This is a genomic window from Cyclobacterium sp. L-R, from assembly GCF_056859355.1.
In genome coordinates this window covers 42,128-67,783 of record NZ_JBSXOH010000095.1, presented here as the reverse complement: position 1 = coordinate 67,783, position 25,656 = coordinate 42,128, and the positions used below count along the sequence as shown (strand labels likewise).

At 39.1% G+C, this 25,656-nt stretch carries 18 protein-coding genes and 2 pseudogenes; 6 read left to right on the top strand and 14 right to left on the bottom strand.

All coding sequences use genetic code 11. The features are described 5' to 3' along the window. Positions 1 to 195: 195 nt before the first annotated feature. From AC13EX_RS20345 to AC13EX_RS20315, 7 genes and pseudogenes are all read right to left on the bottom strand, one after another. Positions 196 to 1,005 carry an alpha/beta fold hydrolase gene (locus AC13EX_RS20345; protein WP_482894096.1) on the bottom strand — a complete coding sequence of 270 codons (810 nt, stop codon included), beginning with the start codon at positions 1,003 to 1,005 and terminating at the stop codon, positions 196 to 198. A 613-nt stretch (positions 1,006 to 1,618) separates the two neighbouring features. After that, positions 1,619 to 2,338, bottom strand: a complete 720-nt coding sequence (locus AC13EX_RS20340) for an MBL fold metallo-hydrolase (RefSeq protein ID WP_482894095.1) — start codon at positions 2,336 to 2,338, stop codon at positions 1,619 to 1,621. Positions 2,339 to 2,368: 30 nt separating this feature from the next. Beyond that, positions 2,369 to 2,584 carry a hypothetical protein gene (locus AC13EX_RS20335; RefSeq protein ID WP_482894094.1) on the bottom strand — a complete coding sequence of 72 codons (216 nt, stop codon included), beginning with the start codon at positions 2,582 to 2,584 and terminating at the stop codon, positions 2,369 to 2,371. 100 nt (positions 2,585 to 2,684) lie between these two features. After that, positions 2,685 to 3,548, bottom strand: a complete 864-nt coding sequence (locus AC13EX_RS20330) for an AraC family transcriptional regulator (protein WP_482894093.1) — start codon at positions 3,546 to 3,548, stop codon at positions 2,685 to 2,687. A 102-nt stretch (positions 3,549 to 3,650) separates the two neighbouring features. After that, positions 3,651 to 4,415 (bottom strand): GDSL-type esterase/lipase family protein, encoded by a 765-nt coding sequence (locus AC13EX_RS20325; RefSeq protein ID WP_482894092.1) that lies wholly within the window; start codon positions 4,413 to 4,415, stop codon positions 3,651 to 3,653. A gap of 270 nt (positions 4,416 to 4,685) precedes the next feature. After that, a complete protein-coding gene (locus AC13EX_RS20320) occupies positions 4,686 to 4,862 on the bottom strand; it encodes a hypothetical protein (protein ID WP_482894091.1) in 177 nt (58 codons plus the stop codon). Between the two features lie 7 nt (positions 4,863 to 4,869). Then, positions 4,870 to 5,052 (bottom strand): annotated as a pseudogene (locus tag AC13EX_RS20315) (type II toxin-antitoxin system HigB family toxin); the annotation flags it as partial. Between the two features lie 458 nt (positions 5,053 to 5,510). On the opposite strand from AC13EX_RS20315, the gene AC13EX_RS20310 reads away from it, so the two are divergent. After that, on the top strand, positions 5,511 to 7,622 hold the full coding sequence (locus AC13EX_RS20310) for an outer membrane protein assembly factor BamB family protein (protein WP_482894090.1): 2,112 nt from the start codon (positions 5,511 to 5,513) through the stop codon (positions 7,620 to 7,622). 204 nt (positions 7,623 to 7,826) lie between these two features. Here the strand turns inward: AC13EX_RS20310 and AC13EX_RS20305 are convergent, their stop codons facing one another. The 3 genes and pseudogenes from AC13EX_RS20305 to AC13EX_RS20295 all read right to left on the bottom strand — a co-directional run bounded on the left by AC13EX_RS20305 (position 7,827) and on the right by AC13EX_RS20295 (position 14,066). Beyond that, complete coding sequence (locus AC13EX_RS20305) at positions 7,827 to 9,728, bottom strand: exo-alpha-sialidase (RefSeq protein ID WP_482894089.1); 1,902 nt, start codon at positions 9,726 to 9,728, stop codon at positions 7,827 to 7,829. A gap of 531 nt (positions 9,729 to 10,259) precedes the next feature. Next, positions 10,260 to 11,720: a DUF1501 domain-containing protein gene (locus AC13EX_RS20300; protein WP_482894088.1), complete on the bottom strand. Its 1,461-nt coding sequence runs from the start codon at positions 11,718 to 11,720 to the stop codon at positions 10,260 to 10,262. Positions 11,721 to 11,724: 4 nt separating this feature from the next. Next, positions 11,725 to 14,066: pseudogene (locus tag AC13EX_RS20295) on the bottom strand (PSD1 and planctomycete cytochrome C domain-containing protein). Between the two features lie 502 nt (positions 14,067 to 14,568). Here AC13EX_RS20295 and nrfH point away from each other — a divergent pair. From nrfH to AC13EX_RS20270, 5 genes are all read left to right on the top strand, one after another. Next, entirely contained in the window at positions 14,569 to 15,198 is a 630-nt protein-coding gene (gene nrfH / locus AC13EX_RS20290) for a cytochrome c nitrite reductase small subunit (protein WP_482894087.1), read from the top strand. An 11-nt stretch (positions 15,199 to 15,209) separates the two neighbouring features. Next, positions 15,210 to 16,703, top strand: a complete 1,494-nt coding sequence (gene nrfA / locus AC13EX_RS20285) for an ammonia-forming cytochrome c nitrite reductase (RefSeq protein ID WP_482894086.1) — start codon at positions 15,210 to 15,212, stop codon at positions 16,701 to 16,703. 23 nt (positions 16,704 to 16,726) lie between these two features. Then, on the top strand, positions 16,727 to 18,046 hold the full coding sequence (locus AC13EX_RS20280) for an alginate export family protein (RefSeq protein WP_482894085.1): 1,320 nt from the start codon (positions 16,727 to 16,729) through the stop codon (positions 18,044 to 18,046). A 9-nt stretch (positions 18,047 to 18,055) separates the two neighbouring features. Then, positions 18,056 to 21,163, top strand: coding sequence for a cytochrome c biogenesis protein (locus tag AC13EX_RS20275; RefSeq protein ID WP_482894084.1), 3,108 nt, complete (start codon positions 18,056 to 18,058; stop codon positions 21,161 to 21,163). 128 nt (positions 21,164 to 21,291) lie between these two features. After that, positions 21,292 to 21,930: a hypothetical protein gene (locus tag AC13EX_RS20270; RefSeq protein WP_482894083.1), complete on the top strand. Its 639-nt coding sequence runs from the start codon at positions 21,292 to 21,294 to the stop codon at positions 21,928 to 21,930. Between the two features lie 137 nt (positions 21,931 to 22,067). On the opposite strand, the gene AC13EX_RS20265 is transcribed toward AC13EX_RS20270, so the two are convergent. The 4 genes from AC13EX_RS20265 to AC13EX_RS20250 all read right to left on the bottom strand — a co-directional run bounded on the left by AC13EX_RS20265 (position 22,068) and on the right by AC13EX_RS20250 (position 25,644). Then, entirely contained in the window at positions 22,068 to 22,718 is a 651-nt protein-coding gene (locus AC13EX_RS20265) for a carbonic anhydrase family protein (protein WP_482894082.1), read from the bottom strand. 42 nt (positions 22,719 to 22,760) lie between these two features. Next, the gene (locus AC13EX_RS20260) at positions 22,761 to 24,365 is read right to left on the bottom strand and encodes a SulP family inorganic anion transporter (protein WP_482894081.1); all 1,605 of its coding nucleotides are present in this window, start codon (positions 24,363 to 24,365) and stop codon (positions 22,761 to 22,763) included. A gap of 116 nt (positions 24,366 to 24,481) precedes the next feature. Next, positions 24,482 to 24,730, bottom strand: a complete 249-nt coding sequence (locus tag AC13EX_RS20255) for a hypothetical protein (RefSeq protein WP_048643572.1) — start codon at positions 24,728 to 24,730, stop codon at positions 24,482 to 24,484. A 245-nt stretch (positions 24,731 to 24,975) separates the two neighbouring features. Further along, positions 24,976 to 25,644 (bottom strand): ABC transporter ATP-binding protein, encoded by a 669-nt coding sequence (locus tag AC13EX_RS20250; RefSeq protein WP_048643571.1) that lies wholly within the window; start codon positions 25,642 to 25,644, stop codon positions 24,976 to 24,978. Positions 25,645 to 25,656 lie beyond the last annotated feature (12 nt).

Below are 25,656 nucleotides of genomic sequence, written 5' to 3'. Positions count from 1 at the left end.
ACAACTAATTCCTGATGTAAACTTCTTCCAGTTGTTAAATAGAAATTTGGGCAGTCAGTGCCGGCCATAATATTAATTCCCGCTTGATAGGTGGCTTAAATTGTGAATATAGGTCAAAAATTTGACAGATCAAGTAGCTAAAAATCAGTATTACGAACCTACATTAATAATTGCCTGATAGGAATATATTGGCATTTATACCATTCCATTTTTAGTGTAAAATTCCCTCATTGCTTTATATACCTCCTCGGGTTTTTCAACTGCTGCAGAATGACCAGCGTTAGGGATTGAGTAATAATCAGCATTAGGAATCCTATCAGCTATTTTTTTACTTGATTCTGTAGGAGTGGGCACATCCTGTTCACCTACAATTACGGCAGTAGGAATGTTTACATCAACTAATTTACCAAGCACACTATCACGTTCAAAAATCATCTTTCCAAATGGAATAAGTCCCCTCTTGTCTTGACTCATCAAAATTTTCCGCCACTTTTTGACCTCCATTTGACGCGATTTATCAAGGAGAAATGATTTATGGAATAACATTGACATTGCTTTACCAATTACCGGATACCAGCCAATATTTTTTACTATCCATAAAAGTAAATAATCTTTCTTCTTTGAATTTTTATCCTCTTCTTCAGCAGAAGTGTCCATTAAAATTAAGGATTTCAATAATTCGGGCTTTCGAATAGCCAGTCGCATCCCTACGAATCCGCCTGTAGACATACCTACAAAATGAACTGAATCTAATTTCAATTCTTCAATTAGGCAGATTACATCGGTTACAAGATTATCTAATGTATAACCATTTGTAGCAATTTCACTTTTGCCATGTCCACGATGATCAAAGGCTATACATCGAAAATTAGCTTTGAGTTTATCGATTTGACCTTTAAACATGGTATTGTTCATTAAATAACCATGTGAAAAAAGAATTACCTCCTTTCCTTTGCCGAATTCATCATAATGTAATTCAATATTATTTACTCTAGCTTTTGCCATAAGTACGTTTATTCAATGGAAGATTATAAACAGGTATTCAAGTTCTTGAAATAAACCTTCCTAAAGACAAATTGCTGACCCCTGATCTTATACGTGTATAGATGGTTTATTTGGTTGATAGGCCAAGATAAAGAATATTAAAGTCATCTGGATTAAATTCTAAAAGGAAATGTGTAAATAAATCTTCAATATTTAGTGATAAATTCTTAAACCTTTATCACCTATTATTACCTAAAATAGATTTGGGCTCCGCAAAGGCACTCAAAATGCAATAAAAAATATTTGACTTTTTTATATCAAAAAACCGAAGTGGAAATTCGAGGTAGTTGTTATTTATAAATTTTGAAACCCTAATTTTCTGAAACATCATTTCTATTGTCCGAATTAACTTTGTGGGAATTTTAACCCGGATTAGGTAATAGGATTTCTCCGCCCTGACAAGGTCAGGGGTGATGCCTGTCCCGTGTTTACGGGAAGTGTTGCAATCACAAGACAATCAGGCTGTTTGGAGATTTTAGCATAGCACCGCTATGGTGAAATTGAATACAGCAACGAAGTGGCTGATTTTGAAGCGATTTCAGCACGTAATAGATTGTCTATTGCATATTTCGGGTTAAAACCAATCTGCTTCAGGGTCTCCTGGGAAGAAGGCATCTTGCAAAGAAAGCATTAAGCCCCCTACCTTGTAATTCGGATAAAGCAATAGCAATTCATCCACTACCTCTTGTTGTGTTGTGGGGCTTCCACCATTGGTAAGCTGTTGGTTTCCCTTGATGATGGCTTGTGCATTCATTAAATAGTCTATGTTCTCCTCTATAACTACGGTTACATCTGAGCGGGAACCGCTATGGCCAACAAAAAGATGGTTATAAGTTGAAAATTCTGTTTTTAACATGTTCAAGCCTGCTATCCAGTTGTCTATTTCGTCCTCCCCATCATTCGGAGTATACTCTCTGAGATAAATGTGGGTCAGATTATAAACCAAATCCCCTGGAAATACGATTTTATGTTCTTCATTGAAAAAGTAACCATTCTCTCCAGTTTCTGCATTGGACACTTTATTAAAGGAAAACTCAAGCTCTCCAATAATTTGATTACCAGAAACGCCAATTACGTTATTTGGATATACATTGGTAAAATCTTCAGTACCGTTTAACTGGTTTGCTACTGCAGTTTCTGCATAAAGATCCCAATCGGTGAAGCTTCCTGCGTCTCCATAATGATCACCATAATTGTGAGTGATGATTACAGCTCCTGCTTTGTTGATTTCATCGATATAATTTTTAAGCTCAGCTACAAAAACTGGTGCAGGTCCCAAGTCAACAATGACCACTTCATTTTTAGTCTCTACTATGGTTACGGTTTAAGGAGCTACATCAAAGTTAAAAGTATGAAAACGTGCAGTGTTTTCAGTAATCACACTTACTTCACCAGTGGTAATTAATGAAGCAGATGGTGATGCACCAAAATCTACAATTTCAACACCTGGACTTTTGTCTTCATCATCTTTGTCACAAGCAGTAAACAGGGCCAAGGCAAGCAGTGCCAATCCCCATAAGTTTAATTTTAAATACTTCATCTTTGTTTGTTTTAATTTGATGAAGCAAAGGTGAGAAAAACAGCAATACCGATTTTTTATCAAAATGGATTTAAAAATGGTAAATGTGTAACCGGTTGAATTAAATGTTGGTTTTTAATTCCTTTGGGGATAGGCCGGTATGTTTTTTAAAAAACTTGGTAAAATTGGTCACTTCTTCAAAGCCAATACTAAATGCCACCTCTTTCAAACTGTTGTCGGTACTCAAAATACTGCGTTTAATTTCCAGTATCACATATTGGTCAATAAAGGTTTTGGCTGTGTTCAAAGTGACTTCTCTTACGACATGGTTTAAGTGCTTGGGAGAAATGTGCAACCAGTCTGCATAGTCTTTTACATTGCGTGTTTCGGTGTAATTTTTTTCTACTAAATTTTTGAAATTGGTAAAAATCTGATGAAACTCATTTTTAATTATACGCGTAAATGCCCCTTGTGTTTGTTGGTCTAATCGTAGCAAATAAAGTTCCAATAGCTTGGCAAGAATGTCCATTTGCGCATACTGATTCTCCGATTTAAGCGCTGCCAAGGAATCAAAAAGAAAAGATTCATTGTACGAACTCTTTTCTACTAAGGGTAGTGAGACATGGTAATTGTAGAGATGAGAAAGAAACTCAATCGATGATCTTGAAAAGTATTTAAGAACAAATTCTTCGGTAAATACAACCAAATAACCTTGGTAATTCAGGTCGTCATGAAAAGCGTGAACTTGATTCTTTGCGATTTTTAAAACCGATCCTTTTTGAAGAGGGTACTTTTTTAAATCTACCTGATGGGTTCCTGTACCCTCTGTAACAATTAACAAGGCAAAAAAATCTAATCTATGTGGCCTTTTAGGGTCGTAATCAGGGTCTTCTTGAATCCGGCTAAAAAGTTCTGAAAGTTTCAGAAATTCAATTTTAGTAGCGCCCTCCGCGCTTTGAAATGATATATTAGGGATATTTTTCAAGCGAAATTATTAGCTTATTGGGTGGAATAGCGATTTTTACAATCAAGAAGCCTCTTTTAATAGAATTTTGTAAAGGTAGAATTGTTTAAGTAGCCTAATCCATTATTTCACCATCAGCTCCTTTATCTTATCATCAAGGGCTTCAAACATTAACGTATGGCCTTCGGAATTAGGATGCAGAAAATCCGGCATCAGTTCTTTAATAACTTTGCCATTGGCATCATAATAGACATCACTTATATCTATGTAATGGACAAATGGTAGCTCTTCAGGGAATTTGGAAACGATATTGTTTGTTGCTTTATTGATGTTATCTCTATGGTTTGGCTTGTAACCATAAGGTAAAATGCCCATGATAAGGATTTCGGTATCGGGAAGTTTTTCGTTAAGGATGGTACAGATCTTTTTAATCCCTCCGGCCAATTCTTCAGCAGTACTCACAGTAAGAAAATGATTGCCATCGGTATTGTTGGTTCCAATCAAGAGAAGGGCCACTTTAGGATTTATATTTTCTAGTGAACCATTCTCAAGCCTCCAAATCACATTTTCCGTTCTGTCCGCAGATATTCCCATATTTATGGTTTTGTAGGGATTGAGGTACTTTTCCCAAACCGCATTGCGGTCTTCATTGTCCAAGGAATGAAAAATTGAATTGCCTACAAGAATCAATTCAGCCTCCTGATTGAGCCTGCCCAATATTGTTTCATGCCGCTTAATCCATCCCTCGTCCTCTTTTTTCACTGCCATTGCAGCGGGGTTTTCTATTGTTTCAGAGATCTCTATAATTTCAACTTCGGTGCTATTTTCTTTGGTTTCACAACTGAATATTATAAAGACAGCTACCAGGTAAAGTAAAAATTTGTTCATGGTTTGTTTAAGATTAAAATGATGTGTTTAAGGTCGTTTTCTTTATGTTTTTTGGGTGCTTGAGTTTTTACAATCATATTTTCCAGAAAGCGGGTAATTATTTACCAGGACAGTGGCTGAAATCTATAGTTTTCGCTCCAGTTCTCTTACCATATCGACGGTTAATTTTTTCTTTTTGTTCATAATCTCCGATACACGGCTTTTTCCGCCAATGATTCCGACAAGGTCCCTTTGACGCATATTCAGCTCCTCCATTCGTATTTTTATAGCTTAAATAGGGTCTGGTGATTCAATCGGATAATGCTCTTTTTCATAATTTTCAAGGAGCAATGAAAGTATTTCGGCTTCGTCTCCTTCTTTGGTCTCAATTGGCGCATCAAAAATTACCTCCAATCGTTCAAGTCCATTTCGGTAGTCTTTTTCAGATTTTATTGGCTTTAATTCCATGATTTCATTATTTAATCGTGTCAGCATCAATATTGTCATATTCAGCATGTGTGCCAATAAAACGAATAAATGCCCATTGCTCTTCGTAAATGAACTTAACTATCAAGCGATAAGTATTTCTATTCATGTTGAAAACTATCTGACTGTTCTTCAGATTGCTCGGGTTGATAAAAGTTTGTTTTACCTCATTCTGTGAAAACCAATTTGCACTTTTTACCGTATCGTACCAAGTTTTTAAATATTGTTCGGCATCTGAATGCTTTTCCCAATATTCCGAAGCGTACTTTTTGCAATTGTTCGTTTCATTCGTTCACTTAATAAACAAAAATACAGAAAGTTCTCCTATGAAGAACTACTGTATTTTATAAATTAGGATAGGACCTGTACTCTCACTACATCACTCGATCACTATATCACCAAATCACCCCATCACCTTTTCACCCCATCACCCGATCACCTTTTCACTCTCTCACTACATCACCAAATCACTACATCACCAAATCACTCTCTCGCCCCATCCCCCCTCCCATACCTTTAAAACCCAATCTGATATTTCGAAAGATTTCCCATTTTATAAACATGATCAATATTTTTTATATTTTGCATAGCCAATAATGCCTCATCCCCAAAATTAAAACCAGAAAGAACATGGACAATGATCACTATTTTTCAAAACACAAACTCATCGCCATTTCTTACCTGTTTTTATACTTAACTGCCTGCACACAAACCCCACCAGAAGGTGCAGGAGCTGACTGGGCAACTTACCTCGGCCACCCTAGCAGCAATCAGTACTCAACGCTGGACCAAATAAATAAAAGTAATGTATCTCAATTGGAATTGGCTTGGACGTATTTGACCGGTGATAGTGCGAATTACCAAACGAATAACCTAATTGTAGATGGTTGGCTGTACACAGCTACCCCAAACAGTCGTGTTGTTGCTTTGGATGGCGCGACAGGGAAGGAACTTTGGACCTTTGATCCTTCCAAGGTTCATGAATCGCTCGCTGATGGGGACCAACGGGGACTAATGTATTGGCATGATGGTGAAGCGGGTCGCATACTCACCATGAAAGGAAACCGACTTTATGCATTGAATGCCAAAAGTGGTGAACTCATTCCTTCTTTTGGAGAAAATGGTTCGATTCATCTTGGAGAGGAAATGGACGTTCCAGGTAAACCAAATGTAGCGCTCAATACACCTGGGCAGATTTACAAGGACATGTTTATTATTGGGGCCAATGTAGGTGAGGATTTACCTGGTGCAGTGCGGGCATTTGATATTCGAACTGGAAAGCGAAAGTGGATTTTTCACACCTTGCCTAGGCCTGGTGAATTTGGATCAGATACCTGGCCGGAAAACTATTTAGAGAGAACAGGAGGAGCATCTGACTGGTCAGGTATGGCAATTGATATACCTCGAGGCATCGTCTATTTATCAACTGAGACAGCCGGACCGGATTTTTTTGGAGGTAACCGTTATGGGGAAAATTTATTTGCCAACTCCCTCATTGCGCTTGATGCGAATACAGGTAAACGACTTTGGCACCACCAACTGGTGCATCATGATCTTTGGGATTTGGACATTCCTCAACCACCGACTTTGCTTACGGTAAAGCACGAAGGAAAAGAGGTAGATATTGTTGCTGTAGGTACAAAAATGGGGTTGTTGTTCGTATATGATAGGCTTACAGGAGAACCGCTTTGGCCCATTGAGGAACGACCTAGAGCAGCCTCTAAAATTGATGAAATCCAAACCTGGCCAACGCAGCCTTTTCCAACCAAGCCAGCTCCATTAATGAGGCAGGAATATACTGAGGATGACTTTTCCAATATTTCTTCCAGAGCACAGCAAATAAGCAAGGAGGTATTCAGTCAATCGGGAAATTATGGGGGATACCCTCCTCCAAGTACCGATCAAACGATCATGTTTCCCGGATACGATGGAGGCATGGAATGGGGTGGTGCTGCAGCAGATCCCGAAGGAATACTGTATGTGAATGTAAATGAGATTCCCTGGTTTTACCAGATGGTTCCTACACAAAAGGCAGATGGCAGTGCATTGCCTTTCGGGGAAAAACAATACCTGATCCATTGCGCATCCTGTCATGGTTCCGATCGTAAAGGTAATCCTACGGGCGGTTTTCCTTCCCTAGAAAACATCTCCAAGCGATTAGACAAGGAAATGGTAATGCAGGTCATAAAAAAGGGAGGAGGACGTATGCCCGCTTTTGATCAGGTTTCGCAAGCACGTCGGGAAGCCATCATTTCCTTCCTCTTTAATGAAGAAACTATTGGTAATTCAAAAAACGAACGGGATGACAATGCGCCACCTTATGTCTTCCGAGGTTTCCAACGTTGGCAGGATGATGAAGGATATCCTGCTATTAAACCACCCTGGGGCACACTGAATGCTGTCGATCTTAATACAGGTACCATAAAATGGAAGGTGCCTCTAGGAGAATATGAAGAGCTAACCAAACGAGGAATTCCGGTCACAGGCACTGAGAATTATGGTGGTCCTGTCGTTACAGCCGGTGGGCTACTATTCATTGCTGCTACTTCTGATTCCAAAATCAGGGCTTTTGACACAGAGAATGGAGAAATACTATGGGAATATGAGCTACCTTCTGACGGCCACGCTACCCCAAGTGTATATTCCGTGAACGGCAAGCAATACATTGCCATCTCTGCTGGAGGTTCAAAAATGAAACCCCACCCTGGAGGTGCTGTAATGGTTTTTAGCCTTCCCGATTGATGCAGTTCTGATTAGATGGCTTTCGGGAATGCTACTACCTCTAAACCTATTGAGTAAAAAACACTCTGGCTTTTAGAATAAAGTACAAAATTGGCAACTTAAAAATAAAAGCAATAAAAAAAGCTTTAATCACATACATAAATCCCCAACCTTGATCACTAAATCACCCTCCTCATCCTATCACAAAATCACTACATCACTCGATCACTCCTTCCACCTCTGACTAGCCAAAGCCTCCGAAAACATCAAAGCCCGATCAAAAAACCTCACATAACTCAGTTCTCCTTTTATACTTGAACCTAGTAGTAGAGTCTTTGAGGCTTCTGGCGATTTGAAGTAGGGACTGAACCTGCCCCAACCAAATTGCCTGTGCGCTCCCCCATCATTTAATTGGCCATCTGTAACAAAAGCGATGATATTTGGGCCTCCGTCTATAAGGATACTTACCTGATGTTGGGTATTTGGTTGTATGGTACTAGGATCAGAGCTCCATCCGACCTCGGTTTGGCCATCGTTCATCTGAAACGTAAGGTTGTTCTTATCTGAAACGCTTACCCACCAACCTTTGCCTGAAGCATCTCTGGTATCCGCCAAAACCTGCCCTTCTTTCACTTCATAAAGCAAAAATCCCAGTTCTATGGTAAAGCCTGCATTGGTGCTTTTTCCTCTGTAATCAGCGGTATTGGTATCTCTAACCCGAAAGTTTGGAACAGCCGGAGCCGGAAGTTTTTGCGGTAAACTTTTGCCCTTTCCTGACCAATTGATCAGCAAGCCATCTCGAACCGGTATAGGTTCCTCAAATTGGCCCCAAAGCCGCTCTAGAAAGGCGTTATCAATCTGATGGACACGTGCAATGTCCTTTTGTGTTTCGGTAATAAAATAATTGCCCCCCTCTTCCATCAGGTCAGGATAACTCATGCGAACCAAAGGGTCTTCATCGTATAGTAAAATCTCCGGTTGACTCCATTGAATCACTTTACCATCTTTCCCATCCACTTCCACGCCTCCTGCCATCCATACCGGATTGCGGTCATTGTAACCGATAGAACCCGGATTGGAATGTTCTCTGATAAACCTGCCTCCATGGTTGTGAAACCAATAGAGGAATTTACCATTGTCACATTTCCAGGCAAAATTGGCTGCCCTAGGGTGTTTCATCAATCGCCCATCTGCATACCTCATGTACTGCGGTGCATCCCAGGTTCTCCCCTGATCTCGGCTATAACTGTAGACTGGATGCCCATCCAATGAACGGTAAACCACAAAGAAAGAGCCATCGCTTAGTATGGAATAGCTATGTTCGGCGGCAATTGGACCGCCATTCTCAGGCGTTCTCAAGCCTATGTCTCCGTCAGGCAAGGTGTTCCAATTGGCATCAGCTGGGTCGGCTACATCGAAGAGATTGTCACTTTTTAGTAAAACACCTTCATTTGAGGTGAAAAACCCATTTCCGAATCCTCCCACTTTGGTGAAGGGAACAAAAGCACTTCCTTCATAAGCAAATGCCTTCCCAACATTCCAAAAGAACCTTTTATCACCTTTATAAGGGTTGTTTCTGTCGATTTCAAATTCCCTAACTGGGATAGTATACCTTTGATCAGACCAGGATTTCCCGTTGTCATCTGAGTATTTGAACACATAATAGCCCTGGCTATCCACCCTTTTTACAATTCCATTTTTATAAGGAGGATCGTCTCCTTTTACTTCTCTTAGGTTGTCGGTATTATGGTTGTAGAACACAAATACCCGTCCCGAAGGGGCTTTCAAAATCACCGCATAAGATGCCTCAGGGCCGTCTGCGGGCTCTATTTCTACCATTTCTTCCCAGGTTTCACCCTGGTCAAAACTGCGCTGACCAATAATATGCTGTCCAGTAGCTCCTTCATGGCCGGATCCGGTGGTAATCACGCACAACCAAGCTCCATCATCCGTTTTTACGATATAAGGCTGATCACTATAGCTTTTGTCAGGAATAATTAGGCCATTTTTAATATTTCTCCAATCGTTCGACTGGGCTATAACCGGATCTATTTTGCCAGCAAAGGTCCAAAATACTACGCTAAATAGAAGGAAATGGCTTGGCCTTAAAGTAAATTTTATTCTCATGGGTCTAAAAACAAAGAAGATGAGATACATCAATAAATATCTTATTTTTTTAAGGTAAAAACAGGTTTAAGGAGAAATTAATGCGGTAAAAAAATAAAAACACACGGATTGAGTACAAATCCTCCTTGGAAAGTGGATTTGGATACCTGTGCGTACTGGTAACAGTATTGACGAGTAGTTTTTTCAGTCCGTTTAAATGGCACCTACTCGGCTTCAATCATGCATTTCAGCTAATTCCCCCCTTTTAGGGGGATTTCGTTTACAGTCGGATTTCTAGGTGCGAAAATTCCAGCTAACTGCCATTCATGTGGGAAGAACTAGCCTTCTCCAATTCAACTGTAAAGAAATCGAAAGCGCAAATCTCCCTTGGAAGGAGGAGTAGCTGAAAATGAATGTTAAGTTGATTATAAGGTGGTTGTGCTTTTCTGGCAATTTCACATTTCGCTTTGGAAAGCATTACCGCCAAAAACCGTGCTTTTTTCAATCGAATTCGTGCTAGTAGTCTTATTATGCCACAGAGTCAATTCAAAATCAGGCAAGAATATCCTTCACCACATGCCCCGAAACATCTGTCAACCTGAACCTTCTGCCCAGGTGTTTATATACCAATTTTTCATGATCCAATCCCAATTGATGTAAAAGCGTAGCCTGAAAATCATGCACATGAACAGGATTTTTAACAATATTGTACCCAAACTCATCCGTTTCTCCATAAACGATCCCAGGTTTGACCCCTCCTCCTGCCATCCAGATGCTAAAACACCTTGGATGGTGGTCTCTTCCGTAATTGTCTTTGGTTATTTCTCCCTGACTGAAGTTGGTCCGCCCAAATTCGCCTCCCCAAACAACCAGTGTTTCATCCAATAAGCCTCTTTGCTTAAGGTCTTTTACCAAGGCAGCAGATGCCTGGTCCACATCCATCGCCTGGCCGGTGATTTCTTTCGGTAAATTGACATGCTGGTCCCAACCCTGGTGATAGAGTTGAACAAAGCGTACCCCATTTTCTGATAATTTTCTAGCCAGCAAACAATTGGCAGCAAAAGTACCTGGCTTTTTACAGTCTTCCCCATACATGTCTATGATGCTTTGGGGTTCTTTGGAAATGTCCAATGTCTCAGGCACGGTAGTTTGCATACGGTAAGCCATTTCATATTGCTGAATTTTGGTATTGATCTCGGGGTCATGAATGTCCTCATAAGACCACTGATTCAATTGGGCCAGCTTGTCCAGCATGTCACGCCTGTCTGAACGGTTTAACCCTTTGGGATCTTTAAGGTACAAAACAGGGTCTTCCCCACTACTGAACTGTACGCCCTGATGGATGGAATCCAGAAATCCATTGGACCACAATTTGGAGTAAACACCTTGACTATTGCCTTCTCCTCTGGATATCAATACCGTAAAAGAAGGCAAGTTTTGGTTTTCACTTCCAAGGCCATAACTAAGCCAGGAGCCCATACTGGGTCTATTGCCTTGTTGTGCTCCAGTTTGAAAAAAGGTAAGGGCGGGGTCATGGTTGATGGCCTCCGTATGCATGGATTTGATAATGCAAATGTCATCTACAATTTCTGCGGTTTTAGGGAAAAGATCGCTTACCCAGGCCCTGGATTCGCCGTACTGCTTAAAATCCACAAAAGAGCCTACCAATGGAAGGGAAGACTGGTTGGCCGTAAAGCCCGTCAGTCTTTGGTCTCCACGGATAGAGGCAGGTAAATCCTGGCCTTGCATGTCTCTGAGTTTGGGTTTGTAATCAAAAGATTCCAATTGCGAGGGTGCTCCATTTTGAAAGAGGTAAATGACCCGTTTGGCTTTTGGTGCAAAGTCAGGCAAGCCTGGAATGGCCATCTCTAATTCCTTATTCCCCCCTACCCGATCAAAAAGGTCTGGCATAAGCAATGAACCTAAAGCCACACTTCCAAGGCCTAAACTCAATTTTGACAAAAACCTTCTTCTGTTTCTATTCAGCCCGTATTCTAATATCTCTTTCTCCATTTGTTTAAGATCTGCTTATGGATTCCTCCATATTGTACATTGTAGAAATTACTTGCATAAGTGCCGCTACTGATTGCCTATCCACGTTTTCCTCCTGAGGATATTCACCAATTGATGCCAATTCGAGGGCATTCTCCTCCGTAATGGTCGCTAGCTTGTCCTTATAATACATTACCAATAAATCCAGCTCTTTGGCTTTGGGTTTTCTACAAAGAATTAATCGAAATGCTTTATTTATCTTTTCCTTTTCGGTGGATTTTTCGCTGATCAATCTGGAAGCCAAAACCCTAGAAGCCTCAAGAACCGTAGGATCGTTAAGCATTACCAATGCCTGCAATGGCGTATTGGTAAAAGAGCGTTCCGTTTCACATTGATCGCGATTGCTGGCATCAAATATTAGCATGGAAGGCGCAGGAACTGTTCTTTTCATAAAGGTATACAAGCCTCTTCTGTAAAGATTGTCTCCATGGTCCTGGGTATATTCTGCTAAAGTAGAACCTCCAGCGGTCGCAGCTTCCCAAAGTCCATCTGGTTGGTAAGGTTTAACACTTCTACCGCCAATTTCCGGCACCAAAAGACCACTTGAAGACAAAACCATGTTTCTTATAAACTCAGCCTTCAAATGGTTGCGGGAAGCATAGGTATAGTACTTGTTTTCCGAATCAAGGTTCCTTTCTTCCTGACTTACAGTAACTGATTGCCTGTAGGTCGCAGACATCACTATTTGCTTTACTAATCGTTTCATATCCCAACCATTTCCCATAAAATCAATGGCCATCCAATCCAACAAGCCCGGATGACTCGGCAATTCACCTTGCATGCCAAAATCCCCGGTAGTATTGACTATTCCTCTCCCAAAAAACTCCTTCCAGATTTTGTTCACAAAAACCCTGGAAGTGAGTGGGTTTTTTCATCAAACAACCACCTGGCCAGCCCTAGTCTGCTTTTGGGGTATTTGGTATCGAAACCTAAAATGGATTCAGGAGTAGCAGGAAATACTTCTTCACCAAAAGCATTGAAAACGCCCCTTTCTAAAATATAATTGTTCCTTAAGGTATCCAGTTCACCCATTACAGAGACAATTAAAGTGCTGGTATCCTTTTTGTTTACAAAGGATAAAATGCCTTCTGCATCTTCATCTGTAATTTCAATAAAAGGCTTTTTGGCATAAGACTTAGGTGTACCAGCCAATGGATCAATAGGGCTTGTAGAAGTCCTTAACTCGTCGATATTGTTGAAGAATGAAAACATTTCATAATAATTCTTCTGTGAGATAGGGTCGAATTTATGATCATGGCAGGCAGCACATTCAAAGGTGATGCCCAAGAGCGCTTTGCCAACAGTATTGGTCCTGTCCGTCACATAGGTTATCCGGTATTCCTCCTCATCCACAGCTCCTTCCTCCGTGATTTTATGGTTTCTATTAAAGCCTGTTGCTAAAATTTGTTCCTTGGTTGGATTTTCCAGAAGGTCTCCTGCCAGTTGCCAGGTAATGAAATCTTTATAGGATAAATTATTATTAAAAGCATGGATAACCCAATCTCTCCATGCCCATTGGGTTCTAAAATTGTCCAGTTGATAGCCATAGGAATCGGCATACCTGGCGATATCCATCCAATAAACAGCCATGCGCTCACCATAAGCGTTTTGATCCAAGAGGTAATCCACCATGCCCTCATAGGCATTCGGGTCCTCATTCCTATTAAACTTGTCCATCATTTCCAGCGTAGGCGGAAGGCCTGTAAGGTCAAAGCTCAAACGCTTTAATAGGTTTTCTTTAGAAGCAGGTTCATTGGGAATAAGTCCAATGTCTTCCTGCCTTTTAAGGACAAAGTAATCAATCTCATTGATCGGCCACTTCTTGTTTTTTACCGCAGGAAGTTCATGGTATTTAGGAGGCTCAAAAGCCCAGTGTTTCTCATAAACGGCCCCCTCTTTGATCCAGGTTTTAATTAGCTCAATTTCTCTATTGGTCAATTTGAGGTTGGAATCCGGAGGAGGCATCATTTCGTTCTCATCCTCCGAATTGATCCGAAGGTAAACCTCTGATTGATGGGGTTTTCCGGGAACAAGAGCATAGGTACCAGGATTTTCTGCCAGGGCTTTATAAGCCTCACTTTCAAGGTCCAACCTTAATCCTGCCTCCCTTGCATTGGCATCAGGACCATGACAAGCATAGCAATTGTCAGAAAGAATGGGTCGAATATGAAAATTATAACTGACTACATCAGGAAATGGCTCCAGACTGGCTTCTCCCACCTCTTCATTTGCACAGCCAATTAGGCATAGGAAAAAACTGCCTAAAAATAGCTTAATAAATGAGTTGGTTTGCTTAATCTTTTTCATGGTATCACGATACTCTTCATTTTCAATTTTTCCTTCGCCAGGTCAAGCTGAGAAGAGTGCAAGTTGAATATAATAAGAACAGAAGGCCCTTCAAAATTAATTTTTTTTAAAGGGCTAATTTTATAAAACAATCAACCTACTAATCTCATAATTCAAAATATTGATTATTCTCAGGAATTAATCATGAAATAGAATTTTTTAATTCAATAGAATCACAAATAGGATTAAAGCAAAACCTAAACAGTTAATTCTAAACTTTACATTATAAAATATTATACAATATAATAACTCCTATATTGTATAAATACCAATAATAAATATATATATGAAAATTTACACTTATTAATTTTAAGTATACCAAATTATTTATATATATTATTCTTAAATAATATTTAAATAGAACCCTGAATTGTAAGGGCAATAAACAGGTTCAAAACTGACTTTTCTCAGGTTTCTATAAAGACAAATGGCTTATTTTTGATTACCAATTAAAGCGAAGGCTATGAAGGTCAATATCAAGCGTTTTTTATTTAAATATAGTCTGGTTCCTCCCAAGCAATGGAGGACCGGAGCTACATTTTTGGTAGCATTGATCGTTGGTTTAGGGTTTTTCTTGTTGGACATTAGCAATGCCACCTCTTATTTATCGGATGACCCTCAGGCCTGCGTCAATTGCCATATTATGGGTCCACAATACATTACCTGGACGCACAGTTCCCATAGGGAGGTAGCCCATTGTAATGACTGCCATGTTCCTCATGACAATGTTTTCAACAAATACTTTTTCAAGGCAAAGGATGGGCTTTATCATGCTTCAGTATTTACAGCCAGGGCCGAACCTGAGGTGATCAGGGCTTTGCCCCCCTCCATAGCTGTAATTCAAGACAATTGTATAAGGTGCCATCAAGACCAGGTTACAGATGCTAAAACTGCAGCATTTGTAGACAACCACCAGGAAAATAGAACGGACCGAACCTGCTGGGAATGTCATCGTGAAGTGCCTCATGGTAGAGTAAGAAGTCTCTCCGCAGTTGGTGCACAAATAGAACCCATCAAAGAATACAGTCCTTCGGATCTTAGCATTGTTCCTGAATGGCTTAAAAAATCAATGAAATCATCGAAGGATAAATAACTTAAAGTGTCATGAAAAACTGGATTCTCTTTTTAGCAACGGCAGTAATTGTATTCCTTTTGGCCTATTTGGCCGTAAATATTTTAGACCGTAAATCTGAAGCCAGGTTTGCCTATCAACCAAAGGTTGAAATTGAAGGAATAGAACCCCGAGATTCCGTTTGGGGATTAAATTTCCCAAGGCAATACCAATCCTATATGAAAACCAAGGACACCACTTTTCGCAGCATGTTCAATACCAGTGGACATAAGGACATGCTCAGGGCTGAGCCGGAAATGGTCATTCTATGGGCAGGTTATGGATTCAGTAAAGATTATAATTCACCTAAGGGGCACAATCATGCCATTTCTGACATCAATGAAACCCTCAGGACAGGAGCTCCTATGAATGCAGGTGAAGGTCCAATGCCAAGTACTTGCTGGACATGTAAAAGCCCTGATGTACCCCGGCTAATGAAAGAAATAGGTGTAACGGAGTATTACAGTCAAAAATTTTCTGACTTGGGAGCAGAAGTAATCAATCCTATTGGCTGCGCCGATTGTCACAATCCAGAAACGATGAAACTTACAGTGACAAGGCCAGCGCTTATAGAAGCTTATGAGGCCATGGGAAAAGACATCAACGAAGCCTCTCACCAGGAAATGCGTTCCTTGGTTTGTGCCCAATGCCATGTGGAATATTATTTCGACAAGAAGAAGCCTGGGGCGGAAAATGCCAATTACCTTACCTTTCCATGGAAAGACGGCATGGACGTGGAAAGTGCCGAAGCCTATTACGATGAAGCTGGATTCTCTGATTGGACTCACCCTTTAAGTAAAACACCAATGTTAAAAGCACAACATCCTGATTATGAGATCTACAAAATGGGAGTGCATAGCAAAAGAGGTGTAAGTTGTGCAGACTGTCACATGCCCTACCAATCTGAAGGAGGTCAGAAATTCACCAACCACAATATAGGCTCTCCCTTGAGCAATGTGGAGAACAGTTGTTTTGTGTGTCATAGGGAAAAGGTAGATGATTTGATCACAGATGTCTATGAGCGACAACGAAAAGTAAAAGAGGGTACTTCCAAATTACAAAGACTAATAGCCATGGCCCATATAGAAGCAGCAAAAGCTTGGGAATTGGGTGCCACACAGGATCAAATGAGTACTATTCAGCAAGGCATCAGACATGCACAATGGAGATGGGATTATTCTGTAGCCTCCCATGGTGCAGCTTTTCATGCCCCACTTGAAACAAGTAGAATAGTTACCTCTGCCACAGGAATCGTCCAAGAAACCAGGATTGAGCTTGCCAGACTATTGGCTGATTTAGGCCATAATAAACCGGTAGAAATGCCTGATTTCACTTCAAAAGACGCCCTACAAGCCTATATAGGCTTTGACATAGAAAAAGATTTGGCTGCTAAGGAGGATTTCCTTGAACAAGTTGTCCCTAAATGGCTCAAGGAAGGGAAAGCCAGAGAAGCAAAAAAAGAAGTTCAAACAGTCAGTATCAAGTAAAATGCTGACTTAATCCAAGCTTTATGAAGAAGTTTATTATTATTACCGGAGCAGCATTATTATTGTTCTGTTCCCAACAGCACAGCTTTGCCCAATTTTCAATTGATGGGCAAATGCTTGTCAGGAGTGAATACCGACATGGATACAATAAGTTATTGAATGAAAATGCAGACCCTGCCGGTTTTATAGCCCACAGGGCCCGAATTCAGGCAAATTATAAAGTAGACCGGCTCAATTTTTTCATGAGTATTCAGGATGTTCGTACTTGGGGAAGCAGTCCTACTGCCAATATTTCAGATGGATATTTATCTGTTCACGAAGCATGGGCGGAAGTGGAGTTTTGTGATCATTGGAAATTAAAACTTGGAAGGCAAGAATTAAATTATGATAATGCAAGATTCTTGGGCAACCTGGATTGGGCCCTACAGGCCAGATCGCATGAGTTTGCTTTGATGAAGTATGAAAAAGAAAAAGCTAAATTGCATTTTGGTTTTGGTTTTAACCAAGATGGCCAAAAAATTAGCGACAATCTATTCACAACACCCAATCAATACAAAGCAGCACAGTTTGCCCGATATGAAAACACCGTTGGTAAGTTCAACTATGGCCTACTCTTTTGGAACGATGGCAGACAGTATCAGGAAACAAATAATATCAACTATACTAGTCAAGGAATTCGTTACTTACAAACTTTGGCCTTGCCAACCCTAAAATACAACCTTCCCACAACAAAGCTTTCTGCTTATTTATATTATCAGTTTGGTAAAGATGTTTTAAACAGGTCTACCTCTGCGTACGATATAAGTGCACATATAACCCAGACTTTAACCGAAAACAAGGAGACAGGCTCAAAATACACTGCCACTGCTGGCTTTGAGCTATTAAGTGGAACAGCTACAAATAGCCAACAAAAAAACAAATCATTTTCTCCCCTATATGGTACCAATCATGCCTTCAATGGTTTTATGGATTTGTTCTATGTAGGCAACCACTTTAACTCACTGGGGTTGCGGGACATATACTTAAGAACCAGATACAATTTTGATGCTGGATTTTGGATACAGGGGGATTATCACCATTTTGCAAGTACTGCAACCATTCTTCAGGAAGGCTATACTGGTACAGAGCTAAATAAAGGATTTGGATCAGAGATTGACCTATCGATTGGTAAGGTAATAAGTGAATCCATTTCCCTTCAAGCAGGTTACAGTCAGTTCATTGCATCTGACACCTTCAAACATGTTCAGGACAATGGAAGCCTTAAAACCAATCAGAATTGGGCCTATATAATGTTTGTATTCAGACCAAACAATAAAGCTAAATTTATTGGTGTACCCCTTTAAAATAACCCTATGAAATTCCTTCTTTCCACCAAAGTATCCGTACTACTCCTTTTTATACTTGCTGTAGCTATGGGTATTGCCACTTTTGTAGAAAATGATCACGGTACTGCTGTTGCCAGGGCATTGTTTTATGAAGTCTGGTGGTTTGAATTAATAATGATCTGGCTATGTATTAATTTCATAGCCCATATTGGACAATACAAATTATTAAGCAAAGAAAAGCTACCATTAGGGATTTTTCATCTGGCATTTATCGTCATCATTATTGGTGCTGGAGTCACCAGATTATTCAGTAAAGAAGGCGTAATTCATATTCGAACTGGAAATTCGGAGAATATATATTACACCAGTAACAATTACTTGCAAATAGAGAGTGGAATTGGTGTTCATTTCAGCCATGAAGCTGAATTCACTTCCAAAACATTCGATCCAAGCACTTATGATATTTCCTTAGAAGGTCAAGATTTTGAATTGGTACTGGAGGAATACGTTCCTTCTGCCAAGCAAGTATTTGCACCTGGAAATGAAACAATTTTAGAACTTTCCTATATAAAAGAAGGAACAAGAAAAGAACAGATATTGAGAAGCGGTGAATCTTTGCTTCTAGGTGATCTGAGTCTAGAAATAAATGAAAATGGAATTGCACCGTTAAAAATTTATAGAAGTGATTCAGGCTGGATGCTTGCTACAAATGTGCATCTGCAAGTGATGGAAATGGCCAGTCAACAAATTGGTGTAATGCATGCCAATACAGCAGAAAGGTTGAAACTTAGATCCCTTTATCAATGGGAAAAAGGTGCTTTAGTGGTAAGGGGTATAAAGGAGAATGTAAGCCTAAACTATGTACCTGAGGAAGATTTGGAAGTGGCGAAAAACTATGCAGATGGTTTAAAGATGAGCCTTTTTGATAGCGAGAAGAATAAGTTGGCTTCAGGCTTTTTTCCAAAAGTAAGTTACAAACCTTCTTGGGTAGCTTTTGATATTGGGGAGAACACTTACCACATGACCTATGGACCTAAAGCCCAAATGCTTCCCTTTTCTCTACACCTCAACACTTTTGAACTCAAGCGCTATCCGGGTTCCCAAAGCCCTGAAAGTTATGCCAGTGAAGTAATGGTTCAGGACAATGGGGAATCATGGCCTTATCGGATTTTTATGAACAACGTCCTGGATCATAGGGGTTATAGGTTTTATCAAAGTTCCTACGACGCTGATGAACAAGGAACAGTCCTCACTATCAATCAGGACAGGCCAGGAACTTACCTGACCTATTTGGGTTATTTGTTTTTAGGTATAGGAATGTTACTAACCCTTTTTGCAAAAAACAGCAGATTCAATATTATGCAGCGACGACTAGGTAAGCTATCAGCAGGGAGCAACTTACTTGTCCTTTTAAGTATATTCTCATTTGCTGCTGTGGGTCAGGAAAATGTTTCTCCAGAGGATTTTGTGGTTCCAAAGGAGAAAGCAGAAGCATATGGAAGACTTATTGTTCAGGACTTAGACGGACGCATGAAACCGTTGAATACTTTGGCCAATGAAATCACTCGTAAACTTAGTGGCAAAGCTGAAATTACAATTAGGGACAAAGATAAAACGCTAAGTCTTAGCCCCGAACAATTTTTACTAGCCGTACAATTACAACCAGAATATTTTAGTCGCTTATCCTTAATAAAAATTGACCAAAAAAAGTCCTTGCCTGTTTTTAAGGCACTGAAAAAATCACCTGTTGATCAGCTTAGTTTTATGGATTTTATTGATGAGGAGGGCAATTACCTACTGTCAGACTTGGTAGAAAATGCCAATTTACTCAAACCTTCGGAAAGAAATGAAGGCCATAAAGAACTCCTTAAAACCGATGAAAGGTTTAATATTTTTTATGCGGTATTAATTGGAGATTTTCTGAAACTATACCCGAACCGTTTGGATGATAACCAAACCTGGTACACCAGTTCACAATTTACCAGTGGCTTTGAAGAAGAGGACGCCATTTTCGTACAAAACATTGGAAAGTTGTACTTAAGTAATTTAAAAGAAGGCTTACTAACCGGAAATTGGGAAAAGGCAGACGAGACATTTGGCTACATAGACTTGTATCAAAGGGAGGCCGGCAAGGCTGTTTATCCCAGTGAGGCAGAAATCGAAGGCGAGTTGCTATTTAATAAACTCAAACTAGGAAATCGCCTGTTTGGGTATTTTTGGTTGCTTGGATTAATGATGTTAGGCCTTGCGATTACAGCCTTGTTTTATTCAGGTAAAAGTCTGAAAGCTAGCTGGAAAGTAGGAGTTGTTTTGGCTTGGATAGGCTGGGTGATATTTACCTTTCATCTGTCTCTTCGTTGGTACATTGCTAAGCACCCACCTTGGAGTGATGGATTCGAAATGTTGGTTTTTGTAGCTTGGGGGGTACTCCTATTTGGATTAGTGTTTGGCAAAAAATCCCACTTTACTGTTCCTCTGGGACTATTGTTTTCTGGCACTTTACTCTTCGTTAGTTTCTTGGATTGGCTCAATCCAGAAATCACCAACCTTATGCCAGTACTCCACTCCTACTGGCTAAAGATCCATGTGGCCATCATTGTTAGTGGCTATGCACCATTGGCACTTTCAGCAATTATTGCCTTACTAAGTTTATGTTTACTTGTGTTCAAACCCAAAAGTCCTAACCCTAGGTGGTGGCTTTCCATGAAAGAGCTCATTGTGGTCAATGAATTGTCTATCACTGTAGGTTTGTTCCTTTTGACAATAGGTACTTTTCTTGGGGGTGTATGGGCAAATGAGAGTTGGGGAAGGTATTGGGCTTGGGATCCTAAGGAAACTTGGGCGCTTATCTCCGTTTTAATATATGCTGTGGTACTTCACTTAAGACTAATTCCTGGAAGTAGAAATGCCATAATTTATAATCTGGCAAGTTTATGGGCATTTAGTGCTATAATTATGACCTCATTTGGAGTGAATTATTACCTCTCAGGTTTGCATTCTTACGCCAAAGGAGATCCTGTTCCCGTTCCTTACTGGGTTTATGTAGTAACGATTGTCTTGCTTATTGTATCAATAATTGCTTACCTGAGGTTTAGTAAGTTAACAGAAGCAGAAAAGCGACAATTGATGATTTGATACAAATTTTTAAGCCCTGTATAGTAACTACATATTTGAAGCTAACTTAGATTGAGTTAATTTTCAATTTTAACCCGGATTATGTAATAGAATGTCTATTGCATATTTCGGGTTTAACTTAAGATAAAATGAAACTGCCCTTTATTATCTACTTGCTTTCCCTTAATTTTTTATCTTTTGGCCAGGAAATAATCATTCCAAATGGTTATGAATTGCTTGCTGAAACAGAGGGAGATTTGGACAAAGATAAGGTTTGTGAAAAAGTACTTGTATTTGAAACCTCTGAACCCTCTGAATATGGGAAAATTAGGGAAATTCAAGTACTGAAATATTCAAATGGACAATGGGTGATCTGGAGAAAATCAACCAAAGCCATTTTAAAAAGTCAAGAAGGTGGCATTATGGGTGACCCTTTTGAAGAAATTTCTATTGAAAATGGAATTTTGACAATTGGCTTTTCTGGGGGCAGCAGTTGGAAATGGTTTTACAAAGACAAATACAGGTTTCAAAACGATGAGTTTGAACTTATAGGTCATACAAGCATTTATGGTAAATTATGCGAATACTGGGCTAACTTTGATTTCAATATCTCTACAGGAAAAATAATCTTCAAGAAGGAGTACGAAGATTGTGAAAATGATCAGGATATCTATAAAACTGAAGCGGAAGAGTTCTTTTATAAAGGGTTAAAAATTAACCTTAACAATAGAAATTTGGATAAAGTTAAACTCACCACACCAAAGTACCAGGAAGACCTGTATTTATAAAAAATTGAGGTATAAGTTCGTAAAAGCTAAAAATATAAATGCTTTTGAAGGGAAAACAAATAAAAAGGTAATAAAAAAGCAGTTTTTAGAATCTGAATTTTTATAATAATTCAGCTAAAAACTGCTTTTTCTAATGCTTATTTGATTAGAGGCTCTTCAATAACAGCCTTCATAAATGATACCTCTCCGGTATCGACATCGTAATAACCTCCTGTCATTCCAATTTCTCCAATTTCATACAACTCTTTTAAAACCGGACTTTCTTGTAGAATCAAGTCCATGGTAGAAATAACATTTTGTTTTTCTACAGCCCTAATGAACTCAGGGTCTGTTTTATTTGACTTAGGCATATTGTCTGAAACTTCATCAATAGCAGGATGAACCTTTTCCAATAACCCAGTTAAATTTCCGATTTTCACTCCAGCACAGGCTCCTTTTATCGCTCCGCATTTGCTATGTCCTAGGACTACGATTTGTTTGGATCCAGCAAGTTTACAAGCAAATTCCATGCTTCCTAAAATGTCTTTATTAATTACATTCCCAGCTATTCTAACGCTAAATATATCACCTAACCCTTGATCGAAAATCAATTCAGCAGAAGTCCTACTGTCTATACAGCTCAAGACAACAGCAAAAGGAAACTGTCCATCTTTAGTGTCATTTACTTGCTCTAGTAAATTTCTATTAATTTTAAGATTGCTTACAAAACGTTGGTTTCCTTCCTTTAATATAGTCAAGGCCTTAGCTGGCGTCATTGTGGCCTGTGTTTCTGCAGTATGTGCTTTCATTTTTTATAACTATTTTTTTTAAATATAGGTATCTATAATTATTTAATTATGGAAAAGTTGGCTAATTCTTTCTTCTGACAAAAGGTTTTTGTCGATATGAACTTTATTGTTGGTATCGATATCATTGTCTAATCGATAAGCATCTTTAAAACCTACTAATTTAACCTTAATTCCTTTTTCTTTTGCATTTACCATTTTAAATTCATGAATCAAATCAAGTACATCTTGAGCTATATACACTGTATCTGAAGCATTTATTATTACGTTTGAATTCTCTGGGAGTTTGTTCAGAGTAAGCTTAATTGCAGCTTTGTTAAGAAATGAAACTTCCTGGGCTAAATCTACATGGATTACATCACCACTTGTGTATTCTTCTTTTCTAAAGAAGTAGGCTTTTTTGATATTACCTCTTAGAATGAAAATCACACTTACAATCATTCCTAAAGCTACTCCATTTAACAAGCCAAGGAATACCACCGCCAACAACGTTAAAATAAATGGAATAAATTGGTATTTACCTCGCTCCCAAAAATGTTTAAATGTAGCAGGATTTGCCAATTTATATCCAATGGTTAATAAAATGGCGGCAAGGGTTGCCATTGGAATCATATTTAGAAAAGCAGGAATACTTAATACGCAAATAAATAAAAGAAAACCGTGGATTATTGCCGACATCTTGGTTTTAGCACCTGAATTTGCATTTGCTGAGGACCTAACCACAACCGATGTCATTGGTAAGCCACCCAATACGCCACTGATCATATTACCAACTCCCTGTGCTTTTAATTCTACGTTGGTATTAACAAATCGTTTTAATGGGTCCAATCTTTCCGTGGCTTCTATGCATAGTAATGTCTCTATTGAAGCAACAATGGTAATGGTAATGGCTACAATCCATACGCCAGGATTAAAAATTGCTTCATAAGATGGAGAAACAAATATCCCTTTAAATTCTTCAATATTCTTAGGAACTGGTAGGCTAACCAAATATTCCGAGGTGACGGCAAAAGCACTGTCTGTTAAGATAAAGATTCCGTTGATTACAATTCCTGTAATTACAGCAACCAAAGCGCCAGGTACCAACTTTAACTTTTTCAAAGCAGGTGTTTTTTGCCAGGTAATAAGTACTGCCAAAGAAGCAACTGTTATAATTAGAATTCCAGGTTGAATGTCTTGAAAGGCAGCAAATATATCAACAAAAATCCCCAATCCAGAGCTTATTTCTACGTCAGAACCCAAAGCCAAGGGAATTTGCTGAATAAAGATAATAACGCCTATACCTGCTAGCATTCCCTCAATAACATTGGAAGGAAAATAATTGGATATTGTTCCTGCTTTCATCAAACCCAAGACCAATTGCATAGCCCCAGCTAAAATTACCGCTACTAGGAAAGATTCATAGCCAAGATCTGCTATTGCAACAAAAACAATTGCCGTCAAACCAGCTGCAGGGCCTGAGACACTAATATGAGATTGACTTAAGAACCCAACGACGATACCGCCTATGATGCCTGTAATGATTCCTGAGAATAAGGGTGCGCCAGATGCCAAGGCAATTCCCAAGCATAAAGGTAGTGCTACCAGAAATACTACCAAACCTGATGCAACATCTGATTTTAGATGCGCAAATAGATTATTACTTTTCATGTAAAATTATTATGAGTTTAAAATTTCTTACCCCTGTAAAGAGCATTAAATACTCTTAGAGATAGATAAAAATCCAATGACTGCAAGATTTACAATGTCATTGACAGAAAGAAAAATTATTTAAACTCTGGAGGTGGAACTATTATTCCTGGATCATAGAGGCTATTCAAGAAATTATCGATGTTAATTCTACGCGAAATATCGTTATCAAACGATCTGGCTAACAAGAAATAATTCGTAGGAAAAAAATCATCAACATCCAACTCGCATTTTACTTCATGCTCTTTAGTTTCTTCTTCTGTAAATGAAAAAAACATGGATATATTCACCTCATCATCTATCGCTGCCACCACAATGCTGGGCATAAACAATAGCGAAAGGAAAAGGGTCAAAAACCCAAATGCTATACCTCGATATGTTGATTTATTAAAAGCCAATCTTAAATATTTGTGAATGCAATATAGTGAATAACATAAAATTTAACGTCCTCTAATTGAAAATGTTTAGAATTTTTCGTCAATTTTATGCTTTTAGCTTGAAAAACAGCACTTAATTAAAGAATTGAAAAAGCAACTTTAGTTGATATTTTACTTAGCTCAGGGCCATAAAGTCAAGATTTTTCCATTCTACCATCCAACAGGTGAATTACTTTTTTACCATAAGTAGCATTCTTTTCTGAATGTGTTACCTGTATAATGGTGACCCCTTCCTCATTTAATTTCTTAAACAATTCCATAATTTCTTGGCCTTGCTTTGAATTTAGATTACCAGTTGGTTCATCAGCTAAAATTAACTTAGGCTTTCCTATCAAAGCACGAGCCACTCCAACAAGCTGCTGTTGTCCCCCACTTAGTTGAGTTGGAAACAAGTCTTTTTTTCCTACAATATTAAAACGATCCAACATATCAGCAACAAGGGCTTTGCGTTCAGATCCGGAATGCTTTTTATAGAGCAAAGGCATTTCCAGGTTCTCATAGACCGTCAACTCATCAATTAAATGATAAGCCTGAAAAACAAAACCAATGTATTGTTTGTAGAGCTCAGCACGGTGTTTTTCTTTCAATTGGTGAACAGGTTCATCCATAAAATTGTATTTACCTTCATCAAAGACATCCAACATACCAATTACATTGAGCAAGGTAGACTTTCCTGAACCGGAAGGTCCCATAATGGAAATAAAAGCGCCTTCCTCAACTTCAAGATTGATGTCTTTAAGCAAAAAAACCCTTCTTCCGCCCTGTTGGACCCATTTAAAAATATTATTTAATTGTATGAGCATGGTATAATATTA

What these genes read in the sequence shown, in the direction of transcription:
- AC13EX_RS20325 (WP_482894092.1), bottom strand. Translation starts at nt 4,415, where the DNA reads ATGAACAAATTTTTACTTTACCTGGTAGCTGTCTTTATAATATTCAGT.
- AC13EX_RS20275 (WP_482894084.1), top strand. Translation starts at nt 18,056, where the DNA reads ATGAAATTCCTTCTTTCCACCAAAGTATCCGTACTACTCCTTTTTATA.
- AC13EX_RS20335 (WP_482894094.1), bottom strand. Translation starts at nt 2,584, where the DNA reads ATGAAGTATTTAAAATTAAACTTATGGGGATTGGCACTGCTTGCCTTG.
- AC13EX_RS20280 (WP_482894085.1), top strand. Translation starts at nt 16,727, where the DNA reads ATGAAGAAGTTTATTATTATTACCGGAGCAGCATTATTATTGTTCTGT.
- AC13EX_RS20300 (WP_482894088.1), bottom strand. Translation starts at nt 11,720, where the DNA reads ATGGAGAAAGAGATATTAGAATACGGGCTGAATAGAAACAGAAGAAGG.
- AC13EX_RS20250 (WP_048643571.1), bottom strand. Translation starts at nt 25,644, where the DNA reads ATGCTCATACAATTAAATAATATTTTTAAATGGGTCCAACAGGGCGGA.
- AC13EX_RS20255 (WP_048643572.1), bottom strand. Translation starts at nt 24,730, where the DNA reads ATGCCCAGCATTGTGGTGGCAGCGATAGATGATGAGGTGAATATATCC.
- nrfA (WP_482894086.1), top strand. Translation starts at nt 15,210, where the DNA reads ATGAAAAACTGGATTCTCTTTTTAGCAACGGCAGTAATTGTATTCCTT.
- AC13EX_RS20270 (WP_482894083.1), top strand. Translation starts at nt 21,292, where the DNA reads ATGAAACTGCCCTTTATTATCTACTTGCTTTCCCTTAATTTTTTATCT.
- AC13EX_RS20320 (WP_482894091.1), bottom strand. Translation starts at nt 4,862, where the DNA reads ATGGAATTAAAGCCAATAAAATCTGAAAAAGACTACCGAAATGGACTT.
- AC13EX_RS20265 (WP_482894082.1), bottom strand. Translation starts at nt 22,718, where the DNA reads ATGAAAGCACATACTGCAGAAACACAGGCCACAATGACGCCAGCTAAG.
- AC13EX_RS20310 (WP_482894090.1), top strand. Translation starts at nt 5,511, where the DNA reads ATGGACAATGATCACTATTTTTCAAAACACAAACTCATCGCCATTTCT.
- AC13EX_RS20345 (WP_482894096.1), bottom strand. Translation starts at nt 1,005, where the DNA reads ATGGCAAAAGCTAGAGTAAATAATATTGAATTACATTATGATGAATTC.
- nrfH (WP_482894087.1), top strand. Translation starts at nt 14,569, where the DNA reads ATGAAGGTCAATATCAAGCGTTTTTTATTTAAATATAGTCTGGTTCCT.
- AC13EX_RS20260 (WP_482894081.1), bottom strand. Translation starts at nt 24,365, where the DNA reads ATGAAAAGTAATAATCTATTTGCGCATCTAAAATCAGATGTTGCATCA.
- AC13EX_RS20305 (WP_482894089.1), bottom strand. Translation starts at nt 9,728, where the DNA reads ATGAGAATAAAATTTACTTTAAGGCCAAGCCATTTCCTTCTATTTAGC.